20 protein-coding genes are annotated in these 24,053 nt (G+C 39.6%); 10 read left to right on the top strand and 10 right to left on the bottom strand.

Going from position 1 to position 24,053, the window contains the following annotated elements:
- Positions 1 to 6: 6 nt before the first annotated feature.
- From AC3KZC_RS20280 to AC3KZC_RS20290, 3 genes are all read right to left on the bottom strand, one after another.
- Complete coding sequence (locus AC3KZC_RS20280) at positions 7 to 240, bottom strand: hypothetical protein (protein WP_490577179.1); 234 nt, start codon at positions 238 to 240, stop codon at positions 7 to 9.
- 231 nt (positions 241 to 471) lie between these two features.
- Positions 472 to 702, bottom strand: coding sequence for a hypothetical protein (locus AC3KZC_RS20285; RefSeq protein ID WP_490577180.1), 231 nt, complete (start codon positions 700 to 702; stop codon positions 472 to 474).
- Positions 703 to 976: 274 nt separating this feature from the next.
- Positions 977 to 1,618: a glutathione S-transferase family protein gene (locus AC3KZC_RS20290; RefSeq protein WP_490577181.1), complete on the bottom strand. Its 642-nt coding sequence runs from the start codon at positions 1,616 to 1,618 to the stop codon at positions 977 to 979.
- Between the two features lie 168 nt (positions 1,619 to 1,786).
- Between AC3KZC_RS20290 and AC3KZC_RS20295 the strand changes: the two genes are divergently transcribed.
- From AC3KZC_RS20295 to AC3KZC_RS20320, 6 genes are all read left to right on the top strand, one after another.
- Positions 1,787 to 4,261, top strand: coding sequence for a M1 family metallopeptidase (locus AC3KZC_RS20295; RefSeq protein ID WP_490577182.1), 2,475 nt, complete (start codon positions 1,787 to 1,789; stop codon positions 4,259 to 4,261).
- 5 nt (positions 4,262 to 4,266) lie between these two features.
- Entirely contained in the window at positions 4,267 to 4,761 is a 495-nt protein-coding gene (locus AC3KZC_RS20300) for a DUF6702 family protein (RefSeq protein WP_490577183.1), read from the top strand.
- 304 nt (positions 4,762 to 5,065) lie between these two features.
- The gene (locus AC3KZC_RS20305; protein ID WP_490577184.1) at positions 5,066 to 5,653 is read left to right on the top strand and encodes an HAD family hydrolase; all 588 of its coding nucleotides are present in this window, start codon (positions 5,066 to 5,068) and stop codon (positions 5,651 to 5,653) included.
- Between the two features lie 78 nt (positions 5,654 to 5,731).
- Positions 5,732 to 6,745 (top strand): low-specificity L-threonine aldolase, encoded by a 1,014-nt coding sequence (gene ltaE / locus AC3KZC_RS20310; RefSeq protein WP_490577185.1) that lies wholly within the window; start codon positions 5,732 to 5,734, stop codon positions 6,743 to 6,745.
- Positions 6,746 to 7,047: 302 nt separating this feature from the next.
- On the top strand, positions 7,048 to 7,677 hold the full coding sequence (locus AC3KZC_RS20315; protein WP_490577186.1) for a hypothetical protein: 630 nt from the start codon (positions 7,048 to 7,050) through the stop codon (positions 7,675 to 7,677).
- A 258-nt stretch (positions 7,678 to 7,935) separates the two neighbouring features.
- Entirely contained in the window at positions 7,936 to 8,658 is a 723-nt protein-coding gene (locus tag AC3KZC_RS20320; RefSeq protein WP_490577187.1) for a YebC/PmpR family DNA-binding transcriptional regulator, read from the top strand.
- A 713-nt stretch (positions 8,659 to 9,371) separates the two neighbouring features.
- Here the strand turns inward: AC3KZC_RS20320 and AC3KZC_RS20325 are convergent.
- On the bottom strand, positions 9,372 to 11,552 hold the full coding sequence (locus AC3KZC_RS20325; RefSeq protein WP_490577188.1) for a malate synthase G: 2,181 nt from the start codon (positions 11,550 to 11,552) through the stop codon (positions 9,372 to 9,374).
- Between the two features lie 296 nt (positions 11,553 to 11,848).
- Here AC3KZC_RS20325 and AC3KZC_RS20330 point away from each other — a divergent pair, with 296 nt between their 5' ends.
- From AC3KZC_RS20330 to AC3KZC_RS20340, 3 genes are all read left to right on the top strand, one after another.
- Positions 11,849 to 13,453 carry an isocitrate lyase gene (locus AC3KZC_RS20330; protein WP_490577189.1) on the top strand — a complete coding sequence of 535 codons (1,605 nt, stop codon included), beginning with the start codon at positions 11,849 to 11,851 and terminating at the stop codon, positions 13,451 to 13,453.
- 834 nt (positions 13,454 to 14,287) lie between these two features.
- Positions 14,288 to 15,460 carry a sugar ABC transporter substrate-binding protein gene (locus tag AC3KZC_RS20335; RefSeq protein ID WP_490577190.1) on the top strand — a complete coding sequence of 391 codons (1,173 nt, stop codon included), beginning with the start codon at positions 14,288 to 14,290 and terminating at the stop codon, positions 15,458 to 15,460.
- On the top strand, positions 15,457 to 17,655 hold the full coding sequence (locus AC3KZC_RS20340) for an ATP-binding protein (RefSeq protein WP_490577191.1): 2,199 nt from the start codon (positions 15,457 to 15,459) through the stop codon (positions 17,653 to 17,655). The genes AC3KZC_RS20335 and AC3KZC_RS20340 overlap by 4 nt, the downstream gene beginning before the upstream one ends.
- 98 nt (positions 17,656 to 17,753) lie before the next feature.
- Here AC3KZC_RS20340 and AC3KZC_RS20345 read toward each other — a convergent pair whose 3' ends face one another.
- Both AC3KZC_RS20345 and AC3KZC_RS20350 read right to left on the bottom strand, forming a co-directional pair.
- Positions 17,754 to 18,518: a hypothetical protein gene (locus AC3KZC_RS20345; RefSeq protein WP_490577192.1), complete on the bottom strand. Its 765-nt coding sequence runs from the start codon at positions 18,516 to 18,518 to the stop codon at positions 17,754 to 17,756.
- Positions 18,519 to 18,632: 114 nt separating this feature from the next.
- Positions 18,633 to 20,369 (bottom strand): substrate-binding domain-containing protein, encoded by a 1,737-nt coding sequence (locus tag AC3KZC_RS20350; protein ID WP_490577193.1) that lies wholly within the window; start codon positions 20,367 to 20,369, stop codon positions 18,633 to 18,635.
- Between the two features lie 219 nt (positions 20,370 to 20,588).
- On the opposite strand from AC3KZC_RS20350, the gene AC3KZC_RS20355 reads away from it, so the two are divergent.
- Positions 20,589 to 20,978 (top strand): DUF2750 domain-containing protein, encoded by a 390-nt coding sequence (locus AC3KZC_RS20355; protein WP_490577194.1) that lies wholly within the window; start codon positions 20,589 to 20,591, stop codon positions 20,976 to 20,978.
- A gap of 106 nt (positions 20,979 to 21,084) precedes the next feature.
- On the opposite strand, the gene AC3KZC_RS20360 is transcribed toward AC3KZC_RS20355, so the two are convergent.
- The 4 genes from AC3KZC_RS20360 to AC3KZC_RS20375 all read right to left on the bottom strand — a co-directional run bounded on the left by AC3KZC_RS20360 (position 21,085) and on the right by AC3KZC_RS20375 (position 24,051).
- A complete protein-coding gene (locus AC3KZC_RS20360) occupies positions 21,085 to 21,423 on the bottom strand; it encodes a DUF3718 domain-containing protein (RefSeq protein WP_490577195.1) in 339 nt (112 codons plus the stop codon).
- A 326-nt stretch (positions 21,424 to 21,749) separates the two neighbouring features.
- Positions 21,750 to 22,079, bottom strand: coding sequence for a DUF3325 domain-containing protein (locus tag AC3KZC_RS20365; protein ID WP_490577196.1), 330 nt, complete (start codon positions 22,077 to 22,079; stop codon positions 21,750 to 21,752).
- On the bottom strand, positions 22,076 to 23,668 hold the full coding sequence (locus tag AC3KZC_RS20370) for a PepSY-associated TM helix domain-containing protein (protein ID WP_490577197.1): 1,593 nt from the start codon (positions 23,666 to 23,668) through the stop codon (positions 22,076 to 22,078). Before AC3KZC_RS20370 ends, AC3KZC_RS20365 begins: the two co-directional genes overlap by 4 nt.
- Positions 23,665 to 24,051, bottom strand: a complete 387-nt coding sequence (locus AC3KZC_RS20375; protein ID WP_490577198.1) for a hypothetical protein — start codon at positions 24,049 to 24,051, stop codon at positions 23,665 to 23,667. The genes AC3KZC_RS20370 and AC3KZC_RS20375 overlap by 4 nt, the downstream gene beginning before the upstream one ends.
- Positions 24,052 to 24,053: the final 2 nt, after the last annotated feature.

Below are 24,053 nucleotides of genomic sequence, written 5' to 3' on the forward strand. Positions count from 1 at the left end.
GGCTGCTTAACGCTTAACTAAAAAAAACAATGCCGTTAATACAACAACACTGCTAAACAAAAGTGGCAAGCGCATCACTTTTAATTTTTTAGTTTTTAATTTATTAATTGCAGCAGCTTCGGTACAGGCTGCAACTTTATCAACATAACTATAACCAGATTCAAGATAGTTTTTACACACGACCTCATCTGCAGGGATAGCAGTGAGCTCGTTATTTTTCTTCAGGACATAAAAATCCATCTGCGCACCATTCTTTTAATTTTTGATTGTTTTAAACAGTGTTTACAACACGCCAACAAATTAACTATCGATTATTGCAATAATCACTGCAAAAAAGTGGGCCGAATTTAATTACAAATAGGCCTTAATTACAACCCTTTTCACTAACTTTTTAGTTATTAGCTTAAGCAAAAATGCACAGTGCCGATTTTTATGCACTTGCATCATTGTAAAGCCCCTTTACAGTTCAATTTAAGCAATAATAAATCCCATCAAAACCAACAATAATAGCCAGTGAGTCGTCGATGAAATAGTGTTGATAACACCCGAATGCCGAGAAACGGCTTTTAATGCAGCTTTTTCATTCCATGCTTTGACTTTAGTGACAAAAATATAACCTTGAGCAATATGATACTGATAAATATGGTGATCCGCAGTGATGGCAATAAACTTGTGGCGTTTGGCTAAAATATAATAATTCATCGCTCAACCTAGCTTGTGACTTTACCTTACAATAAAAGAGCGAGGCTGAACTTTTGATGAATTGAAATAGGCGACTTGGAATAATCGGCTTATACCAATCACGATAAGTAAGTGATCAAAAATAGCGTAAGAAAAACGCTTAAGAACAAGGCTGATTTTTTCGATAAGTAGTTATTCTACAATCAAAAAAACTAACGATGTTATCGAGTGTTTTAACAAGCTAGGGTGATCAGTTATTTATTACGATTGGTATTATGCCAAATCAGCACTTGAATTAATCACTTAACTTCTGTTGCTCTGCCGCCTCAATTTCTTTATCTAATGCAACACGCATCGCAGGGCGGCTGCTCATCGCTTTACGAAATGCGTCTAGGTTTTGCGGTAATTCACACCCCGATTTAACCGCCCAATTAAGAGTGTGCGCTAATAAAATATCAGCTACCAAAGGTTCTGTACCACACGTAAAAGGGCTATCTTTTAACCAAATAGCAGCAGTCTGAGCCGCTTTGTTAAATTCCCACAAACCAGTTTCAATTACAGCTGGGCATCGCTGTGCTTCTGGCAGTGCAAACTTATGTTTCGCCATGGTCCAAAGGCCCTGCTCAAGCTCACTAATAATAAAACTACACCATTGCCAATGTTGAGCACTTTGCGCACTGCCCGCTGCTGGCAACCAACTACCTTGACCGTACTTTTGCGCAATATACAAACAAATAGCAGCAGATTCTGTCAAAACTACGGTATCGTCTTGTAAAACAGGCACCTTGCCTTCGGGGCTAATCGCTAAAAAATCAGCTTGGCGCTGCAAGCCCTTCCCAAAATCAATAAAGCGATACTGCCACGGTAATTTTAATTCTTCGAGCAACCATGAAACTCGTAACGAACGAGAGCGTGGAGTACCAAATAATGTAAGCATGTTAACCTCGTAAAATTTATAGATTGGGGGTGTCTCAAACAATTATGCAAACGATTGTACAACTAACTTAAATTTATGACATTTGTCGCGAATTGATTGCTTATTTATGTCAGATTTGAAATGGTCAAACGATAACAAAATCATAACATTGCTTTTACAGGAACAGCCATGAAATTTAAGTTATCAAAAATCGCAGTACTCTTGCTGCCCTTGGTCGTGAGTAGTACGTTACAGGCGGGCGTTGTCGAACAAACTAAAGGCAACTATGCCGATAAGTTTCGCCAGCTTGATGAAGTACTCCCCACGCCTAATGTCTATCGAAATGCTGCAGGTGAACCAGGCCATCAATATTGGCAGCAACAAGTCGATTACAAAATAAAAGTCGCACTAGATGAACAAAAACGTTATTTATCAGGTTCACAAACAATTCGTTATCAAAATAACTCGCCCGATACCTTAAAATATTTATGGTTACAACTAGACCAAAATATCTATAAAAATGATTCTATCGCTGAAATGACCACCACTTATAGCAGCGATTTACAAAGCGGCCCATCAAGCAAACCAGCAAAATTAAGCTTAAATCAATTGCGTCGTCAGCAGTTTATGAGCGATACCGAATTAGGTTACACGTTAAGTAATATCAAAGACTCATCTGGTAAAGCCCTAAATGCCACAGTGGTGGGTACATTAATGCGGGTTGATTTAAACCAACCTCTCAAACCTGGCAAAAGTGTTGATTTGAGCTTAGATTTTGGCTTTAACATTGTTGAAGAAGATGCGGTTAATTCACGCTCTGGCTACGAGCACTTTGAAGAAGACGGTAACGATATCTTTTTACTTGCCCAATGGTTTCCGCGTCTTGCTGCATACACTGACTATGAAGCATGGACTAACAAAGAGTTTTTAGGTCGCGGTGAATTTACGCTTGAGTTCGGAAACTACGATGTAGCCATCACTGTGCCTGCAGATCATTTAGTCTCTGCAACGGGCGAGCTTACTAATGCCAGCAAAGTGCTGACTAAAGAGCAACAAAAACGCTTAGAACAGGCGAAAAAAGCCGACCGCCCTGTGTTTATCGTTACTGAAGAAGAAGCGCTAGAAAACGAAAAAGAAGGCACAGATAAACAAAAAACATGGCAATTTAAAGCTAATAATGTGCGTGACTTTGCTTTTGCTTCATCACGTAAATTTATCTGGGATGCCAAAGGGTATCAGCAAGGCGGTAAAGAGCGCCCACTGGTCATGGCGATGTCTTTTTATCCAAAAGAAGGCGGTGATTTATGGAAAAAATACTCAACTGAATCCGTCATTCACACTATGGAAGTGTATTCTCGTTTCTCGTTTGATTACCCCTACCCAGTAGCGCAATCGGTCAATGGCCCTGTCGGTGGCATGGAATACCCGATGATCACCTTTAACGGCCCACGGACTGAACTACAAAAAGATGGTAGTCGCACCTACACGCAAGCCGAAAAACGCTTTTTGATTGGTGTGGTTATACATGAAGTTGGCCATATCTACTTCCCTATGATAGTCAATTCAGATGAGCGCCAATGGACTTGGATGGATGAAGGCTTAAATAGCTTTTTAGATGGCGTTGCTGGTCGTGAGTGGGATCCAATGATCCCTTGGGGTGTAGAAGCACGTGATATCGTAGATTACATGAAATCACAAAATCAAGTGCCCGTCATGACGCAGTCAGACAGCGTGTTGAACTTAGGCCCTAACGCTTATAGTAAGCCAGCTGCGGCACTCAATATTTTACGCGAAGTGATTTTAGGCCGTGAGTTGTTTGATTTTGCCTTTAAAGAATACGCTAACCGCTGGAAATACAAGCGCCCTACTCCTTCTGATTTTTTCCGCACGATGGAAGAAGCCTCAGGTGTCGATTTAGATTGGTTCTGGCGTGGCTGGTTTTACACCACCGATCACGTTGATATCTCAATCGATAAAGTCTACCAACTGCGTTTAGATACAAAAAATCCTGATATTGATTTTGACCGTTTACGTGAAGAAGAGCTCAATAAGCCGGTTTCAATGCACGTCAAACGCAATCAAGAAGAAGGTAAAGTATTGTGGGTTGATAAAAATAAAGATATCACCGATTTTTATGACGAAAATGACCGCTTTACCGTCACAAATAAAGAGCGCAATGAGTACAACAAATTCCTTAAAGGGTTAAAACCTTGGGAACGTAAAACTCTTGAGCGCGCAGTCAATGAAGATAAAAATTATTATGTCTTTGAGTTTTCTAACTTAGGTGGCTTAGTGATGCCTATTTTACTGCAACTGACATACACCGATGGCACAGTAGAAGATCAATACATTCCAGCGGAGATCTGGCGTCGTAATAGTCAAAAAGTACAGAAATTAATTGTGACTGATAAAACCAAAGTACTTAAAGATATTGCGATTGACCCAAGCTGGGAAACGGCCGATGTTGATATCGAAAACAACTATTACCCACGTCGTATTATTCCATCACGCATTGAAGTATTTAAAGCGAAAAAACCAACCAGCAAAGTTAATCGCGACATTATGCAAGATAGTAAAACTGAGCTGAAAACTGAAAAAGACGATAAAGACAGTAAAGACGCTAAAACTGATGATAAAAATGCCACTGAAACGGAGCAAAACTAACTATTATGTTTAAAGCACTGATCATGGTCACATTATTAGTACTCAGTCAGGCTGCTTGGGCGCATCAGCTCAAAGCAGCCATTACCACTGTATTATTTAATGAGCGCACCAATAACCTTGAAGTGATGCATCGTTTTTATTTACACGATAGTGAGCATGCCATTCAGCATCTTTACAATAAAAATGCTGATTTAATGCAAGATAACGCGACACAAGCACAATTTGCTCGCTATGTTGAGGGGCAATTTAAATTGCAAAGCTTAGCGGGCGAGCCACTTGATTTACACAGTGTTGGCCATCAAGTTGAAGGTAAATTCTTTTGGGTTTATCAAGAAACAGCCACGCCAAAAGAAGTGAAGGGATTTAGAATGTCCCATGGCGCTTTGCGTGAGCTTTGGCCATCGCAAGTCAACATGGTCAATATTGAAGGAAAAGGCGAGATAAAAACCCTTACCTTCACTGGCGAAGACCAATGGTTAAGCACTGAGCTATCACAATAAACATCAACATCTCAAAGCCATCAAATCTGATGGCTTTCTTATTCAACCCAAGTGAGTAGTTAGATCTTTGCTAGGCTAACAATCCAATCGAGCGAGGCAATTAATACTGTAAAGCCCCTTTACAGTTAAAAAAGTGACTTGCCAAGAAGCACCAAACCAGTTACGTATCACTGTGATGAACTTCGAGTGTAAAGCCCCTTTACACTCAAAATAAACGCTATTGTAAAAAAGAATCTGTTCCCTAATAAAACTATTTGCCATACTAGCGCGTATAGCCAAATAAAGTTAATCAAGATAAGAATAGATGATAGAAATTAATAACATCCGTGGTTTTATTTTTGACTTAGACGGCACCTTAGTAAGCTCAAAACTCGACTTTGCACTCATCCGAAAAGAAATAAATTGCCCTACCGACCAAGATTTGCTGACGTTTATCGCCAATATCAATTGCGATATTGAAAAAGCAAACGCTTTAGCGCATGTGCACAAGCATGAATTAGACGATGCCTACGATGCGGTTATACTCCCAGGTGTTGCGAACTTTCTTACTGCATTGCAACAAAAAGGGCTGCCAACAGCAATTGTAACGCGCAATTTTAAACAAGCCGCTGAAATCAAAATGCGCAATAACCAAATTAATATCAGCACCTTAATCACCCGCGATGATGCGCCAGCAAAACCCGACCCCACCGCATTAGTTCAATTGGCCAACCAATGGCAAATTCCCACCGAAGAGTTAATGTACGTTGGCGATTATGTTTACGATATTGATGCCGCCATTAATGCCAACATGCGCAGCTGTTTATATGTGGAAAGTGAGATCCCCCATTATGCACACAAGGCCGATATCATTGTGCATCACTTTGATCAACTCACTGAAAAGTTACGCTAAATTACCGATTTTAACCGATTGTATCAACGCGGCTATCTGGCATAATCAATAACCTTGATGATTTTGGAGCCCTTGATTATGATTGATTTTCGCTCAGATACCGTGACACGCCCGAGCACCCAAATGCGCGAAGCTATTGCCAATGCCTTGGTTGGTGATGACGTGTATGGCGACGACCCTACCGTTAATCATCTTGAACAATTTGCGGCGCAGCGCCACGGTTTTGCCGCTGCCTTATTTTGTAGTTCAGGCACTCAAGCTAACTTACTGGCTTTAATGGCGCACTGTGAGCGTGGCGATGAATATTTATGTGGCCAACACGCTCATAATTACAAATTTGAAGGCGGCGGTGCGGCGGTGCTTGGTTCCATTCAACCTCAACCGATTGAAAACGAAAAAGACGGCTCCTTAGATTTTAACAAGCTAGCAGCCGCGATTAAGCCAAACGACCCTCATTTTGCTCGCACCAAATTACTCAGCCTTGAAAACACCATCAATGGCAAAGTGCTCCCACTCAGTTATTTAGCCAAAGCTCGAGAGTTTGTTAATCAACATCAACTTAGCCTGCATTTAGATGGCGCACGTGTTTATAATGCGGCAGTGGCACTCAATGTTGATATTACCGAAATCACCCAACATTTTGATTCGGTCAGCATTTGTTTATCAAAAGGCCTTGGCGCTCCAATTGGTTCTTTATTGCTTGGAAATGAACAACTGATAGCTAAAGCCAGACGCTGGCGCAAAGTGCTGGGCGGCGGCATGCGCCAAGCCGGTTTACTGGCCGCTGCAGGGCACATTGCCCTAACGCAAAATGTAGAGCGTTTAGCTGATGATCATGCCAATGCACGCTACTTAGGTGAATGTTTAAACACCATTACAGGCCTTGAGGTTAATCTCGATCACATACAAACCAATATGCTGTTTGTAAAAATTGACTCAAGCATTGATGTTCATGCCCTTGCAGCCACCCTTAAAGAACACGATATTCTAGTCACCCCAAACCATTTAATGCGCTTGGTATTGCATTTGGATATTAGTAAAGAGGATATAGCACAGTTTGTTCACACTCTAAAACATATCCTAGCGGGTTAGTTTTTATAGCATTGCCAGTAAAAAGCTAGCGCAGCCAAGCAAAGGCTCAGTTGCATCACTGATTCGTTAGAGAAAGCGTCATTTTTCTCTAACGGACCTTCATCAAAAAACACATATTAGAAACAAATTAATTGACTATGGATGTTTAACGCTTTAGCATTTTTAACTATAAACTCAAATAAATCATATCAATAGCACAGTATAGATATGATTCTACTTTCACCAGCTCAGTTTATAAAATAAGTTGCCACACTCGCAGTCCACTTTATATTAATGACTAAAAAAACCAAACAAGGAATGTGATGAAAAAAGAGTTAGGCTGCGGTCTTTTAGGATTTTCACTTTGCTTTTTACTGCTCAAAAGTGACATTTTAACTGATAAAAATATTCAAACTGAATCACTCAATCAATATGAAGTCACCGCTAAGCAGCTACCAACTATAAACACTAACCATCCGCAGCAAGCTTTATCAAACAATAAAGCCCAATCGCCATCTATCAATGTTTTACCCGACATCGCCGATGAAGAAGGCCCAGAGGTGCAAGAACCTTATTTTGCCACTGTGATTGAACTTGCAAAAATCAGTGATGATCTCGACTGGCTTGCTCATTTTCAAGGAAACAATACCCTATCCGCTTCGCAAAAAACGCAATTCCTCAACAATATTTTTGATTTATACACCCAAGAGACAGGCTATTTTTATGATGTTGGCTGCAATCATAATTATTGTGCCGTATTAGCACAAAATTTTAATTCTAAAGCCGAAGCACAATCCACTCTTGATAAAATAACCGCCAATCATCCTCTGGGTTCGATGATTTATACAAAAATATCAACAGTGCCCGAAGGCTATAACCTCAGGTTATCTGTTCCAATCAATCAAGATACAACTCTAGAAGCCAATCTTTTTGAAGCATTTAAACAGCTTTAGTGAGTTAGTAATTTTTTGAATTGTTTTCACTTAACCGTTAATTGCCAACAAAAAATCGCAGCCTTGCACCTAACTTCTAACATTATATAGACGGCTTAATTAAGCTTCTTAAGCATTATGTTAAATAATGGGTGTTTTTAATTTCATAAATATTGGATGAATAAAAAATGCAGCTAAATTAAATGTGCTACTAGCCCTTAAGAGCATCACTTGGTAAAATCGGGCAACGACAATTTCCCAAGATTAAGAGTGAAGAAGATGGGCAGAGCATTTGAAGTACGTAAAGGTTCAATGATGAAAACGGCTGCGGCCAAAACAAAAGTGAATTCAAAATACGGTAAGGAAATCTACGTAGCAGCTAAAAGTGGTGGCCCTGATCCTGATGCAAACTTATCTTTACGTCGTTTAATCGAAAAAGCTAAAAAAGACCAAGTTCCAGCTCATGTAATCGAAAAAGCAATTGAAAAAAGCCAAGGTGGAGCAGGGGAAGACTACTCACCAGCGCGTTACGAAGGCTTTGGTCCAGGTAGCTGTATGGTGATTGTCGATTGTTTAACTGATAACCCAAACCGTACCATTAAAGATGTACGGTTAGCATTTACTAAAACAGAATCAAAAATTGGTAGCCCAGGCACTGCAGCTCACATGTTCGATCACCTAGCTATTTTAGGCTTTCAAGGCGATGATGAAGATGCCGTACTTGAAGCATTAATGATGGCTGATGTGGATGTAACCGATGTTGAATCTGAAGAGGGCTTAATTTCGGTACTTGCACCACCTACTGAATACTTCAAAGCAAAAACAGCCATTATTGAAGCCTTTGGTGATGTAAACTTTGAAATAGACGAAATCACTTTTGTGCCACAAACATCCACCGAAATCACCGGTGATGACATCCCATTATTTGAAAAATTTATGGCGATGCTTGAAGATTTTGATGATGTACAACATGTGTATCACAATGCCATCGTTAAAAATTAAGTAAAGCTGATTAGGCATGAATAAAAAACCGAGTTTAATACTCGGTTTTTTACTTATAAAATTTAATTAATTACCCTCCTCTAATACCAATCGTAATAAATAACTGCTCACCCTAGCTTGTTAAAACACTCGATAACTTCGTTAGATTTTTTGATTGTAGAATAACGACTTATCGAAAAAATATGCCTTGTTCTCAAGCGTTTTTCCTACGCCATTTTTGATCACTTACTTATCGTGATTGGTATAAAACCTCAAGTCTCAAACCTCTAAATCGATAATTAACTTTAAATATAGCAATGATCCAGATCAGATTTTAACTAACACAATAAAATCAGATCACGATTTTACTAACCTAGTTATTTAAGATCAGATTTTTACTAACTAAGCCCCCAGATCATTAAAATCCCCAGTGAAAGCGCATAATGTGTTAAATAATTGAGCTAAAAAAGCTTTATGTCTCTGTTTATTACTGAATTGAGCCTTATTTTGAAGAGAGTAGGAAGATTTGAGCAAGCGATAGGTAATATTTTTATGCGTTGGATCAGATTTTTATTAACTCAATCACACTTGGATCAATAAATTACTAGCTCAAAGAGAAATGAAGTACAGGAATCTAACACTGTAAACCCCCTTTACAATTTTATTACAAGATAAAATGAAAAAAGCCATACTGAAATCAGTATGGCTTAGTAAAAAGGTGTTTTAAGCTCAAATTATACCAGTTGGCACTTTTTTTCGAGGCGACGACGATGCAAAACAGGCTCAGTATAACCATTTGGTTGTTTACAACCTTCGAGCACAAGCTCTAAAGCCGCTTGAAACGCGATGCTGTTAGTAAAATTTTGTTCTGAACCTGCCATGTTAGTATAATTCTGATCTGAAACATTCTGAGAATCAACAACCGCAGCCATACGTTTCATTGTTTCAATGACTTGTTCAACAGAACAGATCCCATGTCTAAGCCAGTTAGCAATATGCTGACTTGAAATACGCAGTGTAGCTCTGTCTTCCATTAAGCCAACATTATTGATATCGGGCACTTTAGAGCAACCAATTCCTTGATCTATCCAGCGCACCACATACCCTAAAATACCCTGTGCGTTGTTATCAAGCTCAGCTTGAATTTGCTCAGCAGTTAATTTTACGTCTGAAGAGCGAAGGGGAGGGGTTAATATATCGTCTAAAGAAGCAATAGGACGGTCAAGAATCTGCTTTTGTACTGCAAACACATCAACTTGATGGTAATGCATTGCATGCAATGTTGCCGCAGTAGGGGAGGGCACCCATGCCGTATTCGCACCTGATTGTGGGTGAGCCAGTTTTTGCTCAAGCATGGCCGCCATCTGATCTGGAATAGGCCACATGCCTTTACCTATTTGGGCTTTGTTACTTAAACCACATTTAAGGCCAATATCAACATTCCAAAGCTCATAAGCTTGGATCCACTTAGCTTGTTTAATTTGCGCTTTAGGTGAAACTACGCCTGCTTCCATTGAGGTGTGAATTTCATCGCCGGTACGGTCTAAAAAGCCTGTATTGATAAACACCACACGCTCTTTAGCCTCAAAAATACACTGCGGCAAATTCACAGTTGTACGACGTTCTTCATCCATAATGCCCATTTTTATGGTATTGCGGCTTAAACCTAGCGCATCTTCAACTCGGTTAAACAACAAGTTACTAAATGCGACTTCTTCTGGGCCATGCATTTTAGGTTTCACAATATTAATACTGTGAGCGCTCGAGTTTTGTACAGAACTTAAGCCCTTTAAATCATGCAGTGCAGCTAAAGAAGTGATCATCGCATCCATGATCCCTTCAAAAACCTCATTGCCGTTTTGATCTAAAATGGCAGGGTTGGTCATCAAATGACCCACGTTGCGCACAAACATCATGCTGCGGCCTTTTAAGCTAAAACTGTCACCCTGCAAGTTAGTATAATGATGATCTGGAGCTAATTTACGTTCGATCACTTGGCCATTTTTTTCGAGCTTTTCAGTGAGCGTGCCTTGCATTAAACCCAGCCAGTTTCGGTAAACTTGTACTTTATCTTGCGCATCAACGGCAGCAACTGAGTCTTCACAATCCATGATGGTGGTTAACGCAGCTTCAAGCACTAAATCTTTAATACCTGCCGGATCTGACGAACCGATAGCACTGGCATGATCAATATTAATTTCGAAATGTAAGCCATTATTTTGCAGTAATATTGTTTTTGGATTTTGTGGCTGACCAACATAACCACGCAGTTTTTCAGGCTGAGCTAAGCATATTTGGCGGCTATCATTAAGGGTCACTAATAATTGACCATGAATGATAGAATAATTAGTACTATCACGATGCGAACCAGTTGAAAGCGGAATAGCTAAATCAAGAAAATCACGGCCCTTGGCAATGACTTTATAACCTCGAACTGGGTTATAAATTCCCCCTTTTTCTGCACCATCAGCCTCACTAATAACATCCGTACCATACAGTGCGTCGTATAAAGAGCCCCAGCGAGCATTGGCAGCATTAAGCGCAAAACGAGCGTTACTGACAGGCACTACCAGCTGCGGCGCACCATGTAGAGCAATTTCAGGCTCAACTTGCGCAGTGGTAATTGAAAAGTCGCCCACATCAGGGGCTAAGTAGCCTATTTGGGTTAAAAATGTCCGATATTGTGCTAGATCAAACTCTAAATGGCTCTGATGGTATAAATCAATTTGCAGTTGGAAGTCGTCACGTTTAGTCAACAAGGCGCGATTAATCGGTGTTAACTCATTCACCACCGCCGCAAATTTAGGCCAAAAGCTATCACTGCTGATCCCTGTACCTGGCAGTACTTCTAAATTAATAAATTCAAATAATTGTGAATCAATTTGCATCCCTGAATGCGAAACTCGTTCGGCCATAATCTTGCTACCCCTAAGCGAAATGAAAAATGTGACGTGCGGTTTAAATCAACTTTCAAAATCACACACGTTAACGATTGTTAATTAACTTATCGTGAAATAAGTAAAAAAGCTCGTTATGAGGCAAAAAATACCATTCACGAAGTAAATACTGGTGATAACAAGTATAAATTAACTAAATCAATTCAAATGGGCCTAGTGTTTATTTAAGCGCTAAACAACCGAAGAATTAGTCGCCTCTCACAATTAAGAAAATAACTGAATTAGTATCGCAACCCGTTTAAAGGAATTTTATTATGTCGACATATCAACAAGAAATTGACCATATCAGCACCTTATGCCAAATCCAAGGCACTGCTTGGAATGCTATTAATCCTGAATACGCAACTCGCATGCGTTTACAAAATCGTTTTCGTACCGGGTTAGATATTGCAAAATACACAGCTAAAATCATGCGTCAAGATATGGCCGATTACGATAAAGATCATAACGATTACACACAATCATTGGGCTGCTGGCATGGTTTTACCGCACAACAAATGATGATGGCAGTTAAGCGTCATCAAAAAACCACCAAAAAAAGCTATGTCTATTTAAGCGGTTGGATGGTTGCAGCACTTCGCTCTGACTTTGGCCCGCTGCCTGATCAAAGCATGCATGAAAAAACAGCTGTAGCGAACCTAATCGAAGAAATTTATACCTTCTTAAAACAAGCTGATGCACGCGAACTTGACCACCTTTACAAAGACTTAGATAAAGCCCGTGCAACTGGCGGTGATGTATCGGCAATTATTAATCAAATTGATAACTTCGAAACTCACATTGTGCCAATTATCGCTGATATCGATGCTGGCTTTGGAAACGAAGAAGCCACTTATTTATTGGCTAAAAAGATGATTGAAGCCGGTGCATGCTGTATTCAAATCGAAAACCAAGTATCAGACGCTAAACAATGTGGGCATCAAGCCGGTAAAGTAACCGTGCCACATGAAGACTTTTTAGCGAAAATTAACGCCGTACGTTATGCGTTTTTAGAACTTGGAGTGGATGATGGGGTTATTGTGGCGCGTACCGACTCATTAGGCGCAAGCTTAACGCAAAAAATTCCGGTATCTCGCACACCTGGCGACTTAGCAAGTCAATACAATAGCTTCTTAGATACGACACCGGTAAACAGCCCTGACGACTTAAAAGATGGCGATATGACGATGAAAATCGATGGTCAACTTGTTAAACCAGTACGTTTAGATAACGGTTTATATCAATTTCGTGAAGGTACTGAAAAACAACGTGTGGTACTCGATTGTATAACCAGCCTTCAATCTGGTGCTGATTTACTGTGGATTGAAACTGAAAAACCACATGTTAAACAAATTGCTGAACTCGTAAACGAGATTAAAGAAACCGTGCCTAATGCCAAGTTAGTGTACAACAACTCACCTTCGTTTAACTGGACGCTAAAATTCCGTGAACAAGTGTATCAAGAATGGCAAGCGCAAGGTAAAGACGTAAGCGCATATCCGGATCCAAGTGTGGATGCCAAAGCCTTAATGCATAGCACGATGGATGCAACCGACCTTGCTAAAGAAGCCGATTTATTAGTACAAAATTTCCAACGCGATGGCGCACGTGAGGCAGGTATTTTCCACCACTTAATCACGTTACCGACGTACCACACCGCAGCACTCAGTACAGATATTTTGGCTGAAGGTTACTTTGGTGATTTAGGTATGCTGGCTTATGTACGTGATGTACAACGCCAAGAAATTCGCCGCGAACAAGCGTCGGTTAAGCATCAAGACTTAGCAGGCTCAAACATTGGCGATACTCACAAAGAATACTTCTCAGGTGAAAACGCCCTTAAAGCAGGTGGCGAAGCCAATACCATGAATCAGTTTTAACCCACACACTGTTATTTCCTAACGGTATTCTAAAGGCTGGCAACAGCCTTTTTTTATGGCCAAAATAAAATAGAGATCAGTTTTATACCAAGGGAACAATGTGCCATCAATCTTCCCCTCCCTGCACCACTTAGTAAAACAATGTACTCGCCTTTTCTTTAACTCAACAACATAAAAACACAATAACCAATTGAATTTAAATGATTTTCTATATTACCTACCAACAATCTCAATGCAAAATAGTCAATCGTTATCTGGCAACACCGTTGAACATAAACAGGAATTCGTTAATGAAAGAGTCTAACTGTTTAAATATAAAGCACCTTATATTCAAGCAGCATTACAGATCATTATTTTATTAACTCAAAGCCTGTGCCTTTTTCCAGATCAATTTTTTACTAACTAATCCGAATTTTATCCCAATCTGTCTTGGATCGTATTATTACTAACTCATTAACAATCCAAAGCATTAAAAATATATAAATAAACCGTTATAACAGCGCTTTTACTCGCGCAAATCCAATAAAAACCTCTTTTTGCATGCATCAACACATGCATAGATCAGATTTTTACTAAGTATTTTACTGATCCCGTACACCGCAACTTCAATGATCACAGTCAACAACATCAATAGATCAGATTTTTACCAACTAAACGCTGCTAGAACACCTGCTTTATTCAGCTAAAAAATAAAGAATATTAACTGCTGTAATACTAAATGAGTCGCAGTCGGATAGGGCAAAAAAAGGCAAATTAAATCAATCAGTTTATAGGTTTTTTCCTTTTTTTATGTCATAACTAATATTGCTTTTTAAAATTAATAGGAAATATACAGTGCTGAATCTTAATGCCTGGCTTATCCCAAGTTTGCTTTTTATAAGCCAATTAAGCCTTGCTGCTGACATAACAATTGTACATACCTATGAAAATGAAAAACTAAAACTCTTAATAGAGAAATTTCGCGATGCCACGGGTATCGAAACAAAAATAACATGGCTTGATCAAGCCGATTTAAAGGTCAGAATTTTACGTAGCGCTGAAAAAAATGCGACGCCAGACATAGTGATTTTTCCGGCCGACCATTTAGGGCTTGATAAAGAGGTGAATTTTAGCGAAATACCTGCGGCACTCATTTCGCCCCATACCCATTCAAATACACAAGCCACCGCAAACATTAATGGTCGCACATTAGGTATTCCCATTATTTCAGGGAATCATTTATTGCTGTATTACAATAAAAAATGGATCAAACAAGCCGCATCTGATTGGCAAACCTTAATCGCTCAGCGCGAGCAACTACCAACATCATTACCTTTAATTAGCTGGAGTTTTATGGAAATGTATTGGTTTATTCCATTTTTAACTGCGTTTGAGGCGAAGCCAGTAGTGGGCATCATGCCTAATTTTGATAATGATGAAGTACAAAATGCCCTTGAGTTTGTTTGGCAATTATCAAAGCAAAAAATAGTAGACAATCAATGTGATTACCGCTGTGCCTTTGACCAATTTAGCCAAGGTAAATCTGCGTATACTATTAATGGAGTCTGGGCTTTTGGCCCATTTAAAGAAGCATTAGGAGCCGACTTTGGTTTAGCGCCTCTGCCAAATATCAATCATCATGCAATGCGCTCTTATTATTCAAGTTACGTGATTGCATTTCCAAACAATGCCTTAAGTGGACCAAAAAAAGAAATCCTGAGCCAATTTGCCACATTCATGCAAAGCGAAGCAATTCAAAATGAAATTAGGATGCAACTTCATGATTTACCGGTACATGAAAAGGTTCTTGCTCAGATTAAACGCTCTGATGACCATGACTTAAATATAATAATGAACACCTTATCGCAATCGATACCTATGCCTGTAAATCAAAATATGGCGATTATTTGGGAGGCCATGCTAAAAGGCTTTACTCGATATGGCAGCGGGGCCATGAGTAGTGAAAAAGCATCAATTTACATGCAACGAATTGCTGAGCGCTCAATTGAACGAAAGGCCGCTAAATGAAAGTAAAACAGTTTAGCCGAACTCTTTTTGTTAGTATTTTATTATTAGTGATCACCCCGTTATTACTTATTGCGGGCGTCTTTTCGTTTAATTTTTATCACAATACCTTGGCGCAAGCGAATACCACGGTGAGTTGGCATGCAAAAAACAGTGCTGCAGATTTAAAACAACTTATTATTGAGCAAAAGCACCTTACCCGCAGACTCAGTAATAATAAAGTCATTAATCAGTTACCAATTAATATCATTTATTCAAACTTAGCCGCTCGTAACTTAAACGACTTTGCCCAAAGTAATCCGGTGATTAGCGCCTCATTTATCTTTGACCTTGATGGTTTTGTTGTTGAATCACACCCGCTTGCATCTTTATCGGTCAATACCGAACAACTTTCGCCCATAGTATTAAATGCGCTAAAAAATCAATATTTAGAACCTATGGTTTATGTACTCAAAGATACACAAATCAGTAAATTATTTCCCCATAACAACCCAAAAGAGCCTTTTTTAGCAATTATTACTCCTTTAATACATGAACTTGATTTACTCGACACCCCTTATGAAATAACGGGTGCACTGGTCAATGTGCTGGCTTTTTCTGATCTGTTAACTTGGCTCATGCGCGTTGAAAACGGTGACATTAATCAATATCAGCTCTTTATCGAAAATAACCTGTCATTCGATGCATTTGTACCAAACAAGCAAAGCTACATTCGCCAAACAGCACCAATCATGCCTGTGTACTTAAACGACGGCAGCAAAAAAACGCTCGAATTTGCCATTTTAGAAGCGGAAAAGCCCTATTTAGCCGTGGTCGTACAAAGCATGTTTTTAGCAGGATTCTTAATTAGCTTCTTAATTGTGTTATGTGTTTATCTCAGTAAGTTACTAACCAACAAACTAAACAAACCATTAAAACAAATTGAGCTTATGAGCGACGCCTTTGCTAATGGTGATTACCAAAATAAACAGATGTCATTTAATTATATTGAGTTTCAATCGATTGCTAACTCATTAAATTTAATGGCTGAAACAATTAACACCCATATTTTAAAGCTCAACAAAGCCAAACTCGATGCCGAAAGCTCTGAACAACTCAAAACCCAATTTTTGGCCAACATGAGCCATGAAATACGCACCCCAATGAATGGAATTTTAGGATTTGTACAGCTGCTGCAAACATCTCAATTAACCCAAGAGCAAGCCGAGTACCTCCACCATATAAATAGTTCGAGTAAAATGCTGCTTACCATCATTAACGATATCCTCGATTTATCAAAAATAGAGGCCAATCAGCTGACCTTGCATATTGCCCCCACTAACTTAACGCAGCTTTTGAGCGATGTGGTCACCTTGTTTAAACCGGCCAGCAAAGCCAAAGGCATTCAGCTTGAGTTTCGGGCTCAAACCGCTCATTGGGTGTGGTGCGATGAAATGCGCATAAAACAAATTTTTACTAACTTACTTTCTAATGCGATTAAATTCACTTTAAAAGGCAAAGTGACCTTGAAATTACACGCAGCGGCGGTGGATGATGATCAGATTGAATTCCAGATCAGTGTCTGTGATACCGGCATTGGTATTGCTGAAAATATGATTAACAACCTGTTTAAGCCTTTTGTTCAGGCCCAAGCTGATACGACTCGGCGTTTTGGCGGCACAGGGCTTGGTTTATCCATTAGTAAGCGCTTAGTAGAGCTAATGGATGGGACAATCTCGTTAAGCAGTACAGAGCATGTAGGAACAACATTTTTAGTGGCGCTGAGCCTCAAAAAAAGCGCCCCCGTATTGTTAGAACTTGACCAAAAAGAAGATGCAAAAACGCTATTTAGTCACAAAGCGTATCAATTACTCGTTGCTGAAGATAACCCAATTAACCAAATAGTCATTACCAAGTTTTTGCAGCAGCTAGGGCTTGAAGCGGTTCTGGCAAATAATGGCCAAGAAGCCGTTGAGCTGGCCTCTAATCATACGTTTGATTTGATTTTAATGGATATACAAATGCCCGTGATGGACGGCTACCATGCCAGTGAGATTTTACTGGCGCAGAATAAATTTTCGACCCCCATTGTTGCTGTCAGCGCCAATGCAATGATGAGCGATATCGAAAAGTGCCTTAAGATTGGTATGGTAGGGCATTTAGCTAAGCCAATTGAATACTCAAAATTGGTTGAGCTGCTAAAAACGTGGTTGCACTAACTGTTTTGAACTAACTGTTTTGAACTGACAGTGTTAGTACTGACTTTGCTTGTACTGATGGTGCTAATACTGCGGGTTCAAAAGAGTATTAAAGACCATTACCCTGAGGCTAACGCCCGCTCAAGTGCTTCTTGCAAAGAGATTTTTGGCGTCAATGCCGACGCATTATGATTAAGCGCCTCATTGCTCGGTGTGAGGTCGCGATTGGGTACTAAGCTCAGTTCAGGCTTTTTTACAGTGACTTCGCCAAAGTGGGCATTGCTGTCAAGTGCGTTTGATAACACAGCTTTGGCTCTTGTTACATCATTGTGTTGTAGTTTTGCTTTCGCTGCGGCTATTTGCTGCTGCAAACGCAATTTTTCAGGATTTTGTTGCAATGCCTGACCTAGCAAAGATTTTGTTTTCTGTAATTTATCATTCGACACAGTAGCCTGCGGTGTCACGTTTTTTACCCCTAACCGATTAAGCGATAATCCTTCTTGCTCCATTTGGGCTAATAAGTTCTCAGAAGGTAATTTTAAATACGGCATGAGCGAACTAAACAACTCTCGCACTTCAATCGCTTGGCGCATGCTTAAACTCGATAGAACAGAGTTGAGCTGATTTAAATCTAAAAAAAGTGGTCTTAAATGGCTACGCAATACTGAATCAGCATTAGCGGTTTGATGGGGGAGCTTGTGATTGCTATCAAAATCTTCAAGCGATAATCCTTCAGCAGCCATGCTGGCTAAAAGAGCAGGGGATGGAATATTTAATGCAGCCAATGCATGCTTTAAGTTGTATTTCACCTGTAACGCTTCAGCAACTGAATACTTTTGAAATACCGCAATTAAATTGTTTTTATCAGAAATAACAGCAAACATTTCATTCACCCCTTTGTCATTGTTAGCCGCATGATAAAAAAAATATATGACAATAAAATGAAAAAGGGGCAATCACCCCCCTTTTTGTCAGCAATCTCTCACAAGTGCGCAGCCCTATAATAACCAAACTTCAACACGGCGATTACGCTCTCTGCCACTTTCGTTATCATTGTTTGCAACCGGTAAAGCTTCACCCAGTCCTTCAACCGCCATTACTGCAATACCCCGAGCTTGTAATTCTTTTTCAACCGCTTTAGCACGATTAAGTGACAGCTGCGTATTTTTAAGTTTTGCTCCAATGCTGTCGGAATAGCCCATTAATACCAAGCGGCGACCTGGATTTTCTTCCATAAATTCAATTAACCGATCAAGGTCACGCTTACCTTTGTTATCTAAATCTTGATCGCCATAGTTAAACCGAAAATTAAGTGATAAACGCTTACCTAAGTCTGCATAATGATTATAAATTTCAGGCGCTTGGGCCTGTGGGTAAACACTTTCTACTTTTATGTTTTGCGAAATTAGCCCTGCTTTTTCAACTATCGCTTGGCCTGCACTCGAAATAGCAAATTGCGAAAACTCTTTAACTTGATTACTGGCATTAGTGGGTGTGTATAAATAGAGGCGACGCGCAAGGGCATAATCTTCTGTTCCGATGGTAAAGCGCGTTGGAAAAATTGCGGTAGTGCCTTCGCCTTCAGAAATCGCCAACGCCTTGTTGTACTGAATGTAATTTAAACCAATAAAACCAATTGCAGCTTCATCTTGTGAGACTAGAGTCGAAAGCTCAGTACTTGACTCTAAACGAGTAGCAGTTTGTGCAAGTGATAAATCGAACTTGCTGAGAACTAAGTTTTTAAAAGTATCCCATGTGCCTGATTTTACATCACGGGCAAATAACTTTATGGGTAAATCTGAGCCACCTATTTGTGACCAATTATTGATTTTTCCAGCAAAAACTTTGGCTAGTGTGTCGGTTGACAACTTACTCACTGGGTTATTTTGATTAACGATCACCGCAAGCCCATCAAGGCCAATAATATGCTCATTACCAACTTTGCTTAAATCGCCCAAAGTTAAGCGTAAACGTTCAACTTCAGTCGGTTTTACTCTTCGTGATGACATCCCTATATCAGCATGCCCAAGCTCCAAACCTTTAAATGCGGTTGTAGAACCATGTGCGTGTAAATTAATTTGAAACACTTGACCCTCTGCAACATATTGCACATTACGTTCAACCGGATTGAGGCCATGCTGCCAGACAAACTCTGTAATTCCATGCTCCGAAAAATACGCTTCGATTAATGCAGGGGCAAGTTTTTCACCTATTGTATTTGAACCATGCACACTAAAAGCAACCTCGGCATGTTGAACAGGTAAATTAATCCCATTAACACTATTGGCTACAGGTGCAGCCGACACCACGGGCAAAGGTGCGACAACCGGTGTTGTGCTCGGTACAACTGGCGACTGAGATTGAAATGGGGACATCCATTGATATGTCACAAGTAATAACACTAATAAAACTAACCCACTGACAATCATTAAAATCGATTTTTTATTATTAGCTGAATGAGTTTGTGCAATCACCTCAGGCGCAGCCGCATGCACTGCAGCCTGATTTATTTGTTTGTATAGCCAATGGCAGCGGTCAATGATAGTGATAAACTCGGGGTGATTAAATTCATATAATTCAGATAAAACAAGATTACGGTATTCATCATCATCAAACATTTTTTGACTGGAAATTGTAATATCAAATTGACTTAATGACAGTTGCTCTAAAGATTGAAATAGACTGAGCAACTCTCGTTCTTGATCTGCGATTTGATTAACCGATTGGTTTTGCACCGATATTCCCCTCATTACTATATTAATTGCGCACATAATAAAAAGTTTTAATGGCATATTTATGACACTGTAAAGGGGGTTTACATTTTACGCTGGCTGAGAAATAAAAAAGCAGATGCTAAGGTGTGCACTATTTTTATTAAACCGCCTACAAAGCTGTTACCATATTTAAATCGGATTTATGCCAATAACACATCACTCTAATTAAGGGGCTACTTTATGAGTACAGCGCTCGAAGCACAAAAAATCGCTGCTATTTTAAAAAACGACAACCAACAACGTTATCAGTATTTATTAAAAGAAGTTGTGGCCAATAATGAAATTTGGATTTTAACGGATGAACACGGCTGTGTGATGCTCAATACTGATGATGAAGATTGTGTACCCGTGTGGCCGAATCAAGAATTTGCCGAGCTGTGGGCTACCGGTGATTGGCAAGATTGCCAAGCACAAGCAATTAGTTTAACAAAGTGGAAAAACGATTGGACTAATGGCTTGGCGGACGATGAATTAGCTATTGCTGTATTTCCCGTGCCGGATCAAGATGGTTTAATTATCTACCCAGATGAATTTGACTTTGAACTCACTGCACAAGCAAAAAAGAAATAATAACGCTAAGTGAACTTGCTGAGATAAAAGATAAAAAGGGAGTTTTACTACTCCCTTTTTATTTTTTTGCGCTATTGCTATCACATAACCAGCCTTTTAATAGTGTTTAATTAATCCAGACCGAATACTTTTCTTGTGGCAAACTCGCTAATTCAGAAATAGAAACTGAACCTCGATTAATGACATTTGCAGTGCGTGTTGCATTGTGGGTCAATGCAAATTGATATACCGATTCGCCATTACACATTAATTTATCGCGAATTGTACCTACTTTTAAATTGTATTCTTTCAATTGATTACGCAATTGCAAAGGGCTATTTGCTTTAACTGCAATACAAGTTTCAACCAAGGCATTGTGTAAATGGGGATCCATTTTTGCGTAACTAATAGAAAGTGGCGCTGCAATTGCAGCTAAAGTAATAATTGCACGAGTGAACTTATTCATACATCCTCCAAATTAATAATGTTCAAAATGAACATTGCTAACTCTAGTCGATGCCTAAAATCTTTTATCAATGAATCATGAGCAGAATGTCAACGTGATGTTCCAAACAGTTACAAGGTATGTAACTACTTACAATTCAGTCAAATACCTAAAGGGAGATTTTTGGAGGGACACATTATTTTACATTTCATCGTACAGTTTGAAAGATAAAACCTAAAAAATGATAAGAACTTTATCGTCGAATAAAGCTCCTATCATTACAGAGCAGAGTTTTACTAACACTCGCTAATAAAAAAGCCATCAAGCCCTTTAAGTTTAATAACAGCCTAAATAAAAAAAGGCCCGACACACATACTAACAAGAAGCGAAATTAGCGCTAACCACTTAATTAATATAGCTTTATATGTAAATAGCAAGGCAATAATCAGTACACTTGCCGCCATAAAACCACACCAAAGTAAAATGCCGTACCCTTCATAATGGTGATAAGACAGCACCATAGTTAGTAATATAATGATCCAAGCGACAAGAGTTAATAAAAAACTGATCCGTTGATTAGGGCGCACTTGAAAGACATCGCGATAATGATTGGCTTTTGCGAGTGCAAAGCAGTTAAAACTTACTAATGTAAGTGAAAAAATAACCAACGAAATCATGATGTCAGCCCTTGTTTCAAATCAGATCGACTTTTTACTAACGGTGTTGTTGGTGTACTTAATGCTTGATATTGCATAAAGGCAACAAAAGCAACCATTAGGCACAATAAGTCAGCACTCAGTAACACCCACTGTTTGGCATTAAAGTAAATCCATACGTTACCATCAAGTACCACACTATTGACCAAGGGTAGCGCTGTGAATACCGCACCAATTAATAAAGCTAAGTATCGCCACACCAAACGGTCTCGTTTAAAACAAGTAATGATTAAAACCATTGCCCAAATGATAAAAAAGCATGCTATCTCTTTGTCTGCTCTGTTTAATAAGGTATTGGGTAACAAACGGTTTGCGTATAAAAACCCTGCGGTGGCTAAAGGAAGGCCCATAATGGTTGCCACATTGAGTGTTTCTACCAGTTTTAGACCAAATGAAGGAGCGTTATTGGACTTTAAGCGCTCTTTGATACGTTTAGCCCACATAACGCAGCCTGTAGCAATCATCACGCAGCCAGCAATGCCACACAGAAAATAAAGCCACCGTAAAATAGGCTGTGCTAAGCGAGCGGTATGCAGCGCAGTCATTGAATCAAATAGTGTTTCACTATTGCTAAAATTTAACCCAGATGAAGCTAATAATTGCGCAGTATTGGCATCAAATACCAACGTTGGGGGTTCATCGCGCAGTGTTTTTAATGTACTTGCCCTAAATGTCATTGTGGCTGATTGATCTGATGGATAGCTTACCGTAACAGAATCAAGCGCAACATAAGGCCAAGTATGATGAACTTGAGTCAGGATTTGCTCAAGTGGTGCGTGTTGCTCAGCAATATTGCTACGCTGATATTGTATCTTTGTTGCGCTTAATTCTTGGGTGAATGCTTTAAAGTCGCCATTAAAAGTACTCAAGATAGGGTAGGGGAAAAAAAGAAAAATTAATGTAATTATGCCCGTATACGTGATCATTAAATGAAAAGGCAGTGCAATAACAGAGCTTAAATTATGCCCATCGAGCCAAGTACGGCTGCCTTTACCACGCCTAAAACTAAACATATCTTTAAAAATACGCTTATGGATCACCACGCCCGAGATCAAGGCAATTAACATAAACAAACTCGCAAAACCCACAAGCCAGCGCGCCAAAGTACGATCAATATAATGTAAATCAAAATGTAGGCGATAAAAAAAGTTACCACCGGCTGTGGGTCGATAATCCGTTAACTCATCAAACGTATTAGGGTCAAAATAATACGTATCGCGCTGACCTCTGCCTTTATCTTCGTTACGTGCAGCTTGAGTCGTCAGAGCAAGTGCAGGTTCGCGATCATTAGGTAAACTAATACGCCAATTATCGGCATCAGGCGCGCGGGTAGATAAGTGCTTAAACGCAAAATCGAGTTGTTGATTTTGCGCTTGAATATCGAACTGAGTAGGCGCTATTGAATGAAACGCAGGTTGACTCCAAAGCGTTATTTCATGACGAAAAAAGCTCAACGTTCCCGCAAAAAAGATTAAAAATAGCAACCAGCACACTGTTAATCCAACCCAAGTATGCAGCCAGGTCATACTGCGAAAAAAACTCTCTTTCATAGCGAACCCTGCAGCAAAACGCTCAGACCAACAAACAGCAGCGTACCACCGATAAAAAAGCTCCAAATGTACTTTAAAGACTGAAAATAAAACGCTGAAATAAAGCTGATGGCATACATCAAGACCGACAACGATAAAGTGAATAACACTGCATCGGTAGGTTTAAGAGGCAGAATGAAGGGTAAAAACGCGGTTAAACTCGCACAAAGCAAATAGCCGCCAAGCACGGCTGCGCAAAAACGAGACAATACCTGCAAACGATACTGCAATGAAGCGGTGAAACAGGCTGAAAAAGTAAGTTTTGTTCGAAGAAGTGCCGTCGTTGGTAATAAATGAGTTGTCTGATCGGGCTGATCAGTACTACGAAATTGATGTGCTAACATCC

Source organism: Pseudoalteromonas sp. J2K-J031 (assembly GCF_058197095.2).

Coding starts and splice junctions, on each gene's coding strand:
- AC3KZC_RS20375 (WP_490577198.1), bottom strand. CDS start 24,051: ATGTTAGCACATCAATTTCGTAGTACTGATCAGCCCGATCAGACAACT.
- AC3KZC_RS20280 (WP_490577179.1), bottom strand. CDS start 240: ATGGATTTTTATGTCCTGAAGAAAAATAACGAGCTCACTGCTATCCCT.
- AC3KZC_RS20295 (WP_490577182.1), top strand. CDS start 1,787: ATGAAATTTAAGTTATCAAAAATCGCAGTACTCTTGCTGCCCTTGGTC.
- AC3KZC_RS20330 (WP_490577189.1), top strand. CDS start 11,849: ATGTCGACATATCAACAAGAAATTGACCATATCAGCACCTTATGCCAA.
- AC3KZC_RS20300 (WP_490577183.1), top strand. CDS start 4,267: ATGTTTAAAGCACTGATCATGGTCACATTATTAGTACTCAGTCAGGCT.
- AC3KZC_RS20315 (WP_490577186.1), top strand. CDS start 7,048: ATGAAAAAAGAGTTAGGCTGCGGTCTTTTAGGATTTTCACTTTGCTTT.
- AC3KZC_RS20370 (WP_490577197.1), bottom strand. CDS start 23,668: ATGAAAGAGAGTTTTTTTCGCAGTATGACCTGGCTGCATACTTGGGTT.
- AC3KZC_RS20365 (WP_490577196.1), bottom strand. CDS start 22,079: ATGATTTCGTTGGTTATTTTTTCACTTACATTAGTAAGTTTTAACTGC.
- ltaE (WP_490577185.1), top strand. CDS start 5,732: ATGATTGATTTTCGCTCAGATACCGTGACACGCCCGAGCACCCAAATG.
- AC3KZC_RS20285 (WP_490577180.1), bottom strand. CDS start 702: ATGAATTATTATATTTTAGCCAAACGCCACAAGTTTATTGCCATCACT.
- AC3KZC_RS20305 (WP_490577184.1), top strand. CDS start 5,066: ATGATAGAAATTAATAACATCCGTGGTTTTATTTTTGACTTAGACGGC.
- AC3KZC_RS20360 (WP_490577195.1), bottom strand. CDS start 21,423: ATGAATAAGTTCACTCGTGCAATTATTACTTTAGCTGCAATTGCAGCG.
- AC3KZC_RS20355 (WP_490577194.1), top strand. CDS start 20,589: ATGAGTACAGCGCTCGAAGCACAAAAAATCGCTGCTATTTTAAAAAAC.
- AC3KZC_RS20290 (WP_490577181.1), bottom strand. CDS start 1,618: ATGCTTACATTATTTGGTACTCCACGCTCTCGTTCGTTACGAGTTTCA.
- AC3KZC_RS20345 (WP_490577192.1), bottom strand. CDS start 18,518: ATGTTTGCTGTTATTTCTGATAAAAACAATTTAATTGCGGTATTTCAA.
- AC3KZC_RS20325 (WP_490577188.1), bottom strand. CDS start 11,552: ATGGCCGAACGAGTTTCGCATTCAGGGATGCAAATTGATTCACAATTA.
- AC3KZC_RS20340 (WP_490577191.1), top strand. CDS start 15,457: ATGAAAGTAAAACAGTTTAGCCGAACTCTTTTTGTTAGTATTTTATTA.
- AC3KZC_RS20320 (WP_490577187.1), top strand. CDS start 7,936: ATGGGCAGAGCATTTGAAGTACGTAAAGGTTCAATGATGAAAACGGCT.